We start from the raw sequence: 12,927 nt of genomic DNA, 5'->3' as shown, positions 1-12,927 counted from the left end.
GCTGTGATGTTTTGCGTGAGCTCGGTCTCACCGGTGTTGGTGACATCAACGTTGACCACGACGTTCTCCTCGTCAGTGACACCAAGATGGCTCGTTTCACTAATACTGACGTCGAACTCACCCACCTCAGCAACGCTGAGTGGTGCGTGGTCGCTGTCGTCGTTGCTGCTGACCGTTACGCTCTGACCGTCAAAGGCCTTGTGAGCATCGAACGTGAGCGTTGCCTGTGTCGTGTCGCCAGCCGCGACCGTGACGTCCTCGTGGATCGCCTGTTGCTCACCGTTGACCGCCGCTGTGATGTTTTGCGTGAGGTCGATCTCACCGGTGTTGGTAAGACTCACATTGACAGAGACATGCTCCTCGTCGGTGACATCCAGGGAACTTGCTGTCTCGTTAATTTCGACTGTGAGGTCACCAAGCCCGATGAGTGGCACCTCTTCGCTGGCCGTATCATCGGTCGTACTGACTGCGACTGACAGGTTCGTCTGTTGGGTGTCTGGGACTGTGTAGGTGAAGTTCTGGGTCAGACTACTGTCATTTGCGACCGTCACAGTCTCGTTAGGCTCGACGACCTCGCCATCAACGGTCAGCGTCACGTTCTGGGAGAGCTCTGTCTCCCCAGTGTTGGTGATCGTGGCGTTGATGTTGACCGTTTCACTCTGGTTCACGCCAGCCGGTGTCTGGAGATCGTTGACGGTGAGTTCTCCCACTTCGGCGACACTCAGCGCCGCCGTATCGTTGGTGTCGTCGCTCCGGACCGTGACGTCCTGGCCGTCAAAGGCCTTCTCAGCCGGGAACTCAAGCGTGACTGCATCGGTGCCCCTCTCGACGCTCACGTCGGCGGTCGTCTGATTAGTACCGTTGACGCTTGCCGCGATGGTCTGGTTGAGCGTTGCCTCGCCCGTGTTCTCAAGCGTCACGTTGACCGAGACGTTCTGTTCGTCGTTGACGTCGAGACTACTTGCCGTCTCGTTGATGGTGGCGCCGAGTTCACCGACCTCTAGCACCGTGAGTTGAGCCGGATCGCTCGTGTCATTACTGCTGACGGTGAGCGTTTCTCCATCGTCAGTGAGGTCAACCGGGATGTCGAACGTTGTGGTGGTCGTCGTCCGGCCAGGCACAGTGACGTTCTCCTTAACTTTCACCTGCGTGCCGTTGATGTCGGCTGTAATGTTCTGTGTGAATTCGATGTCACCAGTGTTTTTGACATCAACAACGGCGGTGATATTCTCATCTTCCCGCACCTCCAGATCACTCGTCTCGTTCAGCGAGACGTTCAGTTCACCGACCTTATCGACCATAAGCAGCGCACTGTCACTGTCGTCGCCGCTGCTGACATTGACATTCTGGTGGTCGAAGGATTCCTCAGCCGGGAACGTGAGCTCAATCGTGTCTGTCGTTCCCGCTTCGAGATTGACCTGCTGGCTCGTCTGGTCAGTACCATTGACGCTGGCTGTAATTTCCTTTGTCAGATCGATCTCACCGGTGTTGTTGAGGGTCGCGTTGACCACGACGTTCTCCTCATCGGTGACCGCAAGATCGCTGTTCGTCTCATTGATGTCGACCGTCAGATCACCGAGCCCGTTGAGCGCAACCGTTTGCGTCGCTGAATCGTTTGCTGTCGTGACGTTCACCGGGATGTCGGACTGGCGATCTGCCGCGATATCGTACGTGAACTCGAATGTCCGCTGTTCGCCGCCACTCAGAGTGACGTCTTGCTCCGTGGCTTCTATCGTCTCATCGACCAGGAACGTGACGTCTTGGGTGAGCTCTACATCGCCGGTATTTTCGATCGTCGCGTTGACTGCGATCGTGTCACTCTGGTTCGCGCTCGCGGGCGCGTCAAGCGTCGAGATGACGAGTTCGCCAACTTTTCTGACAGTGAGCTGTGCTTCAGCAGCTGTATCCGCGCTGCTGACGGTGACGTTCTGGCCGTCGAAGGCGGTCTCACCCGTGAAAGTGAGTGTCTTCGTCACTGTCTCCCCGGCACCAACCGACACGTCGGTCGTGGTCGCCTGTTCCGAGCCGTTGACGCTGGCAGTAATGTTCTGCGTGAGGGGGACATCGCCCGTATTCTCGATGTCGGCATCGACACTGATGGTCTCGTTTTCGCGCACATCGAGCGTGCTCGACTCGTTGATGCTGACAGCAAGCTCACCGACCTCTTGGACGGTGAATGAATCCGACGCGGTGACCGTCTCCGCGTTGTCAGCTGTCGCGGTGACCGTCGCGTTGTAGGTGCCCGCTTCGAGGGGGCCAACAGCATCGAACGGTACGCTGATTTCCTCACCCGCGATCTCGCTGGGTGTTTGTGACGGGCTGTAGACTTCCGTGCCAGTGCTGTCTTCGATGGTCAGATCGACGCCGAGATTCTCGGTTGCGTCATTCCCGATTTCCTCGACAGTAGGAGAGACGGTGAACGACTCGTTGTCAAGCTGGTCGTCAACAGCGATATCGGTCCGGAGCGTGGTATCCAGGATTTCGGGATCGACTTCTAGATCGACCTGAATCGGGTTCTGCTCTGCTGACGGGTACCCCTCGGTAAGCGTCCGATCAGTGTCGTTTACGAACCCGTCAGCCGTCTCAGTCCGTGTGATCGTGGCAACTTCGCCAGCTACGAGAAAACGAACGAGACCCTGAGATTCATCGGCCTGTGCCGTAATATTCAGTTCTGTTCCTGGCTCTTCACCATCAAGCAGTACTGAGCCGCTGTCACCGACATACACGTCATCAAATGAAGTCCCAACATCAACCACAAGGTCACCCTCAATACTACCGTCTGGATTCACGACAGATGTCGCGTTATTATCGGGGGTGAAATCGCTTTGTGCAGCAGCGGTGCTAGCGGCAGGTCCAAGTGCAGCGAACGGTGCAATCGTGAGTCCGACAACGAGGAGTACCGTTGTCAGAACGACTGTGGCAGGTTGTTTGATCATTGGTTGGTGTCGTGGCCGGAATTGCTGAGCGAGGCTGCGTGATGGCAGGGCGCGCGCAGACGCCGTGTGGCAGCTTCACTCATCTACCTTACTGAGGGGTTTCCTGCCAAGGGCCTTATAACATCGGTATATTCCATTGGTATGTAGCGACATACAGACGGGTACCGCGCCTGTCCATTGCGGACACGCCGATCGAGCAGCCGTGATCGCTGTCGCCACCAAGTCGGACCTACTACACTCCTACCGAGCCGCGCTGTCACCAACACGGAGCGTCGGGCGAGTCATGAGAGCGGCACCAACGCTCCCAACTGAGTAACACCGTTGTTACCGACAAGTCGCTGCGTCTTTCTCGATCAGTGTTTTAACAAGACTACTACTTCTGAATCAAACAGAGAGTTGCCTTCAGTTGTTACTAGGATAAACAACGACGGTACCGGGATCGTGCTGGTGTCCGTCGTGGTCAGCTCGGTGTGACGTGAGTCAGTAACACTACCGCCTACCCGGTTACCCCTCCCTCGGTAACAACGGTGTTACGCTGGCGATGATTCTGATACGCGACCACGCGTTTCACAAACGCGTCCGTGAAGACGACGACACGTTCTCCCTGTTGGGACTCACGTATCTTGACAGCCTCTTGGCCGAGCTCGTCGAGGAAGTCGATCACTCGACTCACCGTTTCGGTGTAGATCGTTGCGTCTTCGCCCGCTGCGAGCACTCGGCGAAGGGCCGAGGACTTGATTGCGCGCCCTGCTGGCACCTGTTGAGTGTACTCGTGGGCATCTTTCGCGATGAACCGCGCCCGCTGCTGGTTGGCAGTGAGACTCTCTTCGACGAGATGTTCCGGCACTCGCATAACGTCTTCGAGTGGAGTTTGTGGGGGTTCCACCCCGAGTGTCGAGGCGTCAGATGGGGTCTCTACATCCGGTTGGGAATCTGCGGTCTCTGTGTCATCGTCGACGCAGGCTTCGAGGTCGGAGAGTCGCTTGCGATCTTCGGCCGCCTCTTTAGCACGAGTCTCTCGCTCCGTTTTGAGTTCGGACTCGAGTGTGTCGACACGGGTTTCGAGTTCCTCGAGTCGGTCTTGCTGGGTCGTGACCGTCTTGACGAGATCGTCGCCGGCGGCTTCAACCTCCGAGAGGGTCGTCTCGTTAGCGCCGAGCGACGCGAGCGCGTCGGTAGCCGTCTCGATGAACGTCTCCAGTGCGGCTGTGGTCTCCGCCGTGGCTGTGCTTGCCTCACGCATTGGTCAGGCTCTCCATCCAGATCGTGAGTGCGTACTGTGCGTCGATCGTGGGTCGTGTATTCGGTGTGGTGGACATCGTAGATACAGCTCGGGTCCACCGTGGGCACTGCGTGCCAGCGCAAGCAACTGCCAGTGATGCCACTCACAGGGGTAATATTGAAGTTGCCTGCTCCCGACCGTCCAGATGGATACTGCTGGGCGGTCGGCACGGGGTTTCCCTGTGTCGTTCTTTTGACCTCCTAGCTGTGCTTTTCGCTTCCGTCCGGGACGGCTTAAAACCACATGCCAACTGTGTGTTTGACCGGGGCAGGCACCGTAGTCGTACGCGTCGCATGCATGCGATCGGTCGAGCTACTCGCATCGTGATACTCGCTCCTGCGCGGGACTACCAGCGAGTTGTTCGAGATCAGTGAGACACATCACGTGATGCTTCAGCAGTTCCGCAGATGGTTCGGCACCGAGATGAGTCGTCTCGACCTGGACGCGAGGTACATTGACGCATATTGCGATCGTGCTCTGTCGAGCGTCTTGGAGAAGAGTCCCCAATTACTGGGCAGAACGACTGGAGCAAACCTACGACGGCGCAAGGCTCAGTTTGCTCGAATGAGACCTGTGGCTACTGCTTGTCGGTCGGAAAGAATGAAGAAAGCAGTCAGTTAGCGAGCGGTCGAAAGTAGGTAGATTACCTACTCTTCAGGCACAATCTGGGTACCATCGACCACGCCAGCAGGGTCGAAGGTGTTGCCACCCAGAATGGCCTCGAGATCAAGCGCCTCGGCACTGTCATCGATATGAGTCAGGTCTCCAGCGATGTCGTTTCCGCTGATGGTCACATTATCCAGACCCGTATTACTGATGATACCGGTGTCAGTGCTGCTGATGACGTTGTTCTCGATGGTGACATTTTCACTATCTGCAGCGAAGTCAATCCCACGTTCTTGGTCGAACGTAGTACTCTCCGACTCCTCAACATCGATCTCGTTACCGGTGATCTCTACATTAGCAGCATCACCAGACATACCGATTCCCTGTGTCGAGACATCGAAGGTGCTGTTACGCACAACGTCTGATGAACTACTCTGAAGTCCAACACCAAAGACACTGTTGGTCACTTCAACATCATCGACGGTCACACTACTTTCGTCGGAGAGGGTCTGAATACCCCCAAACGCGTTGGTAATGTCCGTGTTAGTAACGGTTGCGGAGCCACCGTTCTGGATACTGATTCCTTGAGCACCGCTGTTGCTGCTACCACTACCGTCTAGCTCAAGACCACTAATACTCACACCATCGGCACCGCTAATTTCGATCGTCGCACCAGAGGTAGAGTCAATCGTCGTCGCGTCAGCACCTGCACCTGCAATCGTCAGGTTTGCCGTATCGACCGTCACGGATTCCGCGTAGGTGCCACCAGCCACAACAACGGTGTCACCGTCCTGTGCGATATCCTCGGCAGCCTGAACGCTGGAGACGATTGCGCCGGATTCAATCTCAACCTCATTACCCAGCGCGTTCGTCACTGTCTTTGTCTCGGTCCGCACGTCGTCGCCACCGTCAGCGACGGCAGCTGCCGCCTGGTCGAAGCTGTTGTCCTCGAACACCGCACTGAAGTCGAGCACGTCGACCGCATCGTCGTTAGCCGCAGCGAGTTCAGTGACAGCAGCATCACTGAACGTGCCAACGAAGTTGTTATCAGTCACGGTGACGCCCTCAGCACCGAACGTACCGGGCTCAGACGCACCGAGACCAACACTCGTCGTGGAGACGATGAGGCCATTCGAACCGGCCTCAATGCCGTTGTCTTCTACCGTCACGGCATCGACCTCACCAGCGTAGGCCGCAGCCACATTGATACCGGTTACGGGGCCAGTCCCCTCGGCGGTCGCAGCTCCCACACTGGAGTCGACGATGGTGATGTCTGTCGCAGCACCAGCGTCAGTGTTCTCAGGCCCACCATCGAGGACCGCAATCCCGCTCGCAACATCGCCATCAGCCGTGATGTCGACATTGTCGATCGTCACACCAGAGGCGTCGCGGATGACGACAGCTTGCGTTCCGGCTGGCCCGTTTGTGAGCACCTGCCCACCAGTCCGTTCAACGGCAAGGTCTTGGAGCGTCACGTCGTCGGCTCCAATCTCGAAGACCTTCTGGGTGGTGGTGTCACCGGTAAGACTCACGAGCGTGTCGTCCTGTGCGCCTTCGATAGTGACGCCGTTAACCTCGACGTCAACTTGAGTGTCCGTGAGTTCGACATCGTCGCTCACGACAATTGTCGTCTGTGAGCCGACGGGCTGACTGTACTCATCCGTTGCAGCATCACGGAGGTCAGCAGCGGTGTCCACTACAACCGTGTTCGTACTGAGTCCGCCTGCGTTAGCCTCAGCCGGAATGTCGAAGCTTCCAGCCTGCGTGTTGCTCACCGAGACACCGGAAGTACTAGCATCAACGGTCAGCTGCTCACCAGCACTGCTCTCGCTGATGTCCGCGTTGTTCCCGTTGACGTTGATGTTCTTCTCGACGTCCACACTGCTCAGGCGGGCGTTGTCACCGTTGAGGGTGACGTCACCCGGACTGTTGGCCACAACGTTCGTCTCCTCGACGATCGTGCCGGCAGCCGTCGAGTCGAGCGTGCCGACCACCGTCAGGTCAGACACACGCACGTTGTCGGCCGCAATCGTGACGTTCGCGTCAATGACCGTCGCCGACGTCGCGGCGCCACGAAGCGTCACGTCTTCGTTGTCGACGAGGATCTCGTCGGTGTCACTCGCGAAGACACCGGCACCGAACTCCAGCGTCTGGCTGTCGTCGACCTCCTGGACAGCCTCACTGAGGCTGGTGTAACTTGCGCCCGTGTCGATGTTCGTCACCGTGCCGGACGTCGCGTCCGTCCGGTCGGCGACGTTGTCGGCGGCGGGCTCAGTCTGTTCTGTCGGTCCGGACGCCACCGGAATCCGCTCGGTCACCGAGAGGTTCACGTTGGAGTTCTCGTTGACCGTCACGAAGTACCCCGCGTGCGGGTGCACGGTGGCGTCACCGACACCGGAGCGGAAGTTCCCGAAGGCCTGCGCGCTGTCGGGGCTCGTGAAGCCGTCACGAACCTGCGTGGCGTCGAAGTCACCGTACAGGTTCTCGCCAGCCGGGAACGGCTGGGTGACGGAGTCCGTCGGGCCACCGGGGAACAGCGCCTGGTTGACCGTGCCAGCCTGCTGCGGCGCGACGAAGTTCAGTCCCTTCTCGAACTGGTACTCGTTGTCAATACTGTCAGCCACGTTGCGGTCGTTCTGGTATTCGATCGTCGCAACGCGCTCACCGCTATCGTCGTTCTCGACGACGAACGCGTCGAACGCGTCAATCTCGTCGCCAGGAGCAGCGGGGACGAAGCTGTCACCGTCCCACGCGTAGATCTGACCGGCCTGACTCGTGTTGAAGTAGTCTTGGACTTCCGGCACGGCATTCGGATCATTGCTGTCCGTTGCCGGCTCCGCCGGGAAGCCAACACTCACGAAGACCGTCTCGCCGTCAGGTGCCTCCGGCACCACAACGTCGTGCCCGAAGGAGGTCGTGTCTTGGAGGTCAGCAGCCGAGCTGACGTCGTCGACCTGCGACTCACTGAGGAACGGATCGTAGACGATCGTTCCGTCACCCTCGTCGAGTCCAGCCGCGCTGGCTGCTTCGGGACCGTTGTCGCCGAAGTAGTTCAGCGTAGCATCGAGCTCTGCCGTGCCATCGTTAAGCACGATGTCCGTGTCGGTGCTCTCGATGTCGTTGCCGGTGACCGTCAGGCCATCTGCGCCGGACACGACCTCAAGGCCAACACCGTTGTTCTCGATCTCGTTGAGTGTGACCGTGGAGTTCGCACCGTCACTGAGACCGAGGGTGACCCCAAGCCCGTTGTCGGTGACCGTGTTGTTTGTCACCGACGCGGTCGTCGCCGCCACATCAACGGCGTTGCCGTCGTGGCTCGCGACCGTGTTGTTGTCGACGGAGACATCGTTGCCAGCGTCGACAGCAAGCCCATTCGCGTTCGCGCTAACGGTGCTGTCGACAACCGTCGCGTTTGCGACCGTCAGGTCAGCACCCGTATTGTCATTAGCTTCGATCGTCGTGTCGTCGCTGATGGTGACCTCGTCGCCGTCAACGCTGACACCGTCGCCAGCGTTATGCGAGACTGTCGCACCCACCATCGTGAGGTCGACACCCTTCAGCTGGACCCCGGGCCCAGCGTTGTTCTCGATGGTCGTGCCATCGATCTCGTACTGGTCGTCAGACGTGACGTCGGCCACGACCCCACCGACACCATTGTTGGCGTCGTCCGGGTCGTCAAGCTGGTTGTTATCAGTGACTTCGCCACCCGTCAGGGTGAGCGAATCGGCGTCAGTGTTGATACCGTCTTCGTCGAACCCTTCGATCACGGTATCAGTAATGTTCGGGCTGGTCTCCGTAGCAGCGAGGACGCCGTATGCCTCGGAGACGAGCGTATTGTCAGGGCTGGTGGTCGTGTCGATGACCGTCGCACCGCTACGAAGCACGCTGTCGCTGATCTTGAGATCAACGCCACTCTGTGCGACGACGGCAGTACCAGTTGTACTATCGCCAGTTACCTGACCCACGCGGGTCTTCTCGATGGTGAGCGACGATGCAGTGTCGCTTGCACCGATACCGACCGGCATCTCGTTGTCATCATCCGGATCAAGGGTCGTCGACACAACCACGTCACGGACCGTGAGGTCCGTAGCAGCGTCGGTGCCAATGACAGCCGTGTCCGTACCGCCGTCCGCAGTGTTCAGCACGTCAACACTGTCGGAGGCGACAACGGCCAGCGTCTCAAGGGTCACCTCACCCGTGCCGCCGACATTGATCGGGTTACGAATCTCGACATCGACAGTATCAGCGCCTGAAACGGTAACATCGTTTGTGTCGATGGTGACCGGGGCGCTGTGATCGTAGTCACCAGTACCGGCGTTCGTGATGTTGATGACGTCGCCGCCAGTAGCCGCGTCATCAGCAGTGTCTACCGAGCCGTACAGGTCATCGCTCCGCAGGTCCCCATTACTCTGCTCGACAAGGACCGCGTGCGAGAACTCAGTGTTATCGATGTGAACACCGTCGACGTCGATGGGGGTACCGTCCTCGAATGCTTTGCCGTCAACCTCGTCGGGCAACTGATCACCAACGGCCACCTGCGTGGTGAAGTTGGAGACAGTGAGGCCGTTGATAGTCAAGCCCTCGATACCATCTTTACCGGGCTTCTCGACATCGGTGAGATCAAGACCGGTGTAGCCGTCACCGATACCCGATCCGTCGATCATGACGCCGTCAAGCGTGAAGCCGTCACGGTCGTCAGACGCGGGTGCGGATGCGCTTCCGGTACCACCGGACAGAACGACACCGTTCTCGTCGACTTCGAAGTCAACATCTTGGACGGTGATGACGTTCACGTCGGTGTCGTCGGCGTTGACGATAAGACCACTGCCATCAGTGGCGTTCACATCGAGGTTCGTGAACTGGCTCTGTGCCTTCGTCGTGCTGACAGTGATTGCGTCACCGTCGCTCTCGATGATTAGCGAGCGGATATTGTGGTTGTTCCGCTGATCACCGCCAGTGATTTCGAAGGTCGTCTCAGCAGTGACGGCCTCGGTTTCACCGCTCACAGTGATGTCATCAGCGTTCGGGAAGACGACCGGATCGTCGTCGTAGGTGTCCGGTGTCGAGTTGATCGCACTCGAGACCGTGACGTCAGTCTCGTAGGCCTGGAGGTCAGCCGAATCCACATTGGGGTTCGCGCCAACGAGGTTCGTCGCCTCACTGATACTGCCAGGCAGGTAAACGACCTCACCATTGTTGTCGTTAATGTCGAGGTCGTCACCGTACGTAGCCTCATAGTCGCCGTTGGGTCCGATAACGAGCGTACCGAAGTCGTTGTCGAGGTCGTTGATGATCTTCGTGTAGCCATCGGACCGAATCGGCGGCTCGTCGCCGCTCGAGCGGTCTTCAATGAGCCGGGCGTGGCCAGTGATGGTGTTGCCGCTGAAGGCTGCACCGTCACCACCACCGAGGAAGCCACCGCCGAAGTCAGGCGCCTCGATGAACTTGATCCCGACACTGTCTGCGCCACCGCTCACGTCAGCGCCGACAATTTCGTTGTCGACCATCGCGACGTCTTCGGCAGCAGAGAGGTCGGCCTGGATCCCGATGAACTCGCTTCCACCAGCAATCACGTTGCCGGAGATCGAGATAACGGCTTCACGACCTGTCGAGTCCTGTTCGGCGATATTCACGCCGATACCGATATCGGCATCCTCACTGTCACCGAAGTTCGTGAGCGTGTTGTTCTCGATAGTGTACTCTGCAGTCACGCCGGAGTTGACATCAGTAACCTCGATGCCAGTCCCGGTTGTGGTATCCCCGTCGACCGAGGTGTTCGTTACGGAGATGACTTCGTCGGCCTCGCCGGTCGCAGTGATGTCGACGCCGGTGTCTCCATCAGCATCGAGTGTAATGTTAGCGTCAGCAACGCTGACGTTCTGTGCAGTGTTCGGGACAGAAATACCACCAGCGGTGACCGTCACGCCAGTAACATCAACATCACCGGACACGTCCGCAATGTCGTAGTTACTCGCTTCACCGTCAGTGATAGTCACGTCGGCCGGCGTCGATGCGCCAGATCCGATGTCAACGAGACCATCAGACAGCGTCTGAGTGACAGTCACATCACCCGCGCTGTCAAGCGCGAAGTTGGCACCGTCGGCACCGGAGACACTCACCGCACTCGCACCGTCAAGGGTGAATGCGCCACCAACTGCGCCATCGACGTCAACCGTATTGCCGGCGGTTACGTCGTAGTTACCCGTGCCAGTGTCGGTGTTCGTGAACGTAGCGTTGGTAACAGATCCGCTGGTAGTATCGAAGGAGTCAGCGGCAGTTCCATTGAAGCTGAGCGAATCGAGAGTAGCATCGCCAGTCGTGCTCACTACGTTGACGTCGAAGTTATTGACGACAACGTCACCAGAGCGACTATCGACGACAAGATTGTTGTTGACAGTCGCGGCGTCATCAGTGTCGGTAACAGTGACGTTGTCAGTCTCGATCGTCACCGGAGTCCCGGCGCCGTGGTTGTACGTCCCCTCTGAGACGTCGATACTGCCATCTGCGGGCGCAGCATCGTCGGCGTCGTTAATCGAGCCGTAGATAGCGTTGCCAACAACGTCACCGTCTGTGTTGCGGGCAACAGCGGACTGTGCGTCCGCGCCTGCGAAGTTATTCGCAGTCAGGAGCGCGCCTTCATCGACGTTGTCGTTGCCAGCAATCTGCGTCTGGTGACCAACGAACGCCGAACTCGTAACGATGACTTCTTCGCCTGCGTTCGTATCGAGCGCGAGGCCGGTGTCACCAGCAGTGACTGTATCAAGGTCAGTGGCGTTGACCGTGACGTTATCAACAGTCGTGACCGCGCTATCGGCACCCGACGCAATGTCGATGCCAGTGCCAGCTGTCGCCTGATCGACAGTTAGTTGTTGAAGCGTCGTATTTTCGCCACTAACGTCGACGATACCGTTGGTGTCATCATCCTCAGCATTGATGTCGAATGCTTCAACGGTGACGTTGTTCCCGGTCACGTCGACATTCGTGTTCAGGTTGGTATCGTCACCAGCGCCTGAAACGGTCAGTTCGTTATTCGAGAGGGCAACCGGGTCGTCTTCGAGATCGGTGTACGTCCCATCAGCGACAGTGATTGTGTCACCGTCAGTCGCCGCCACGGAAGCGTCAGTAACCGAACTGAAGTAGCGCTCAGTGGTACCGTCATCGAGCGCAATCAGTTCGGAGTGAACGGTTTCACCGTCGGCAGCGTCACTGCTGATCTGGAGCGCGTTGACGTCTACGTCACCGTCGCCGAAGGTACCGGCACCGATGCGGAAGTCGTCAACGTTCTCGTTCTGAAGATCGGACTCGCTCGTACCGACGAACGCGTCGATAGTATCACCGAAGTTCCCGCTGGTAGCTACCTCGCTGTTGTCGGTGACGTCGTCGTTGTTAACAGCGTAGGCTGCGATATCACCATCGGTGGTACTGTCGATATCAACGGGCAGATCGTTATCTTCACCGATGACGATGAAGTCGTGAGTCCCCGCAACGCCGTTAGTCTGTGAGAAGTTCGACTGCGGAGCGAGTTCGATCACGACGATGGGTGCGGCATCACCCTCAACGACAACGTCGTCAACGGCGTCGTTAAGGCCTGTTGCCAGATTCCCATCAGCAACGCCGACCCGGTTCGGGGTGACCGTAACCCCAGAGAACTGGTTAGCACCAGCGGAGTTGCTAGGGTTAACGGTGATGCTACCGTCATCGTCGACGTCGACATTCTCCGCATCTAGGTCATCTGTGGCCCCTGTGAGTTGAACATCACCATCGCCTGACGCGATACCCAACTCGGACGTGACTGGTTCTTCGTCGACAATCAGCCCATCAGCGGTACCACCCGTCTGGGCGCCGACACCGCCGACGAACGCCATCCCGCCCATCGAGACGAGCATAATCACGGCAAACGATACGGCCAGTAGCTGCGTGGGGTTCACCCGATCGCGTAAACTCATGGGCAGCCCCCATCTGTCGCAGCAATTGCTGGTCCATTCGCCACACCAAGTCTGTCTACCATTGGTATATTGCTCTGGTTTATCGCGGTCCTATATAAAACCCAGTGTGGCGACATGACTAGTGTTTGCAGTGGGGTACAGCGCTATCTATCGATCT

The 12,927-nt window shown here is 58.2% G+C and carries 3 protein-coding genes; all 3 read right to left on the bottom strand.

Annotated features, from left to right (window positions below):
* The coding region (locus tag DJ81_RS03215; RefSeq protein ID WP_212589821.1) for a hypothetical protein at nt 1–2,789 on the bottom strand (2,789 nt) is incomplete at its 3' end.
* A 643-nt stretch (nt 2,790–3,432) separates the two neighbouring features.
* Complete coding sequence (locus DJ81_RS03210) at nt 3,433–4,179, bottom strand: hypothetical protein (protein ID WP_094588433.1); 747 nt, start codon at nt 4,177–4,179, stop codon at nt 3,433–3,435.
* Nucleotides 4,180–4,865: 686 nt separating this feature from the next.
* Complete coding sequence (locus DJ81_RS03205) at nt 4,866–12,770, bottom strand: right-handed parallel beta-helix repeat-containing protein (RefSeq protein ID WP_094588431.1); 7,905 nt, start codon at nt 12,768–12,770, stop codon at nt 4,866–4,868.
* Nucleotides 12,771–12,927: the final 157 nt, after the last annotated feature.

It is taken from the genome of Halorubrum sp. Hd13, from assembly GCF_002252755.1.
Lineage (GTDB): Archaea > Halobacteriota > Halobacteria > Halobacteriales > Haloferacaceae > Halorubrum.
The sequence above is the reverse complement of the archived record's forward strand: the minus strand, read 5'-3'. Positions and strand labels throughout refer to the sequence as shown.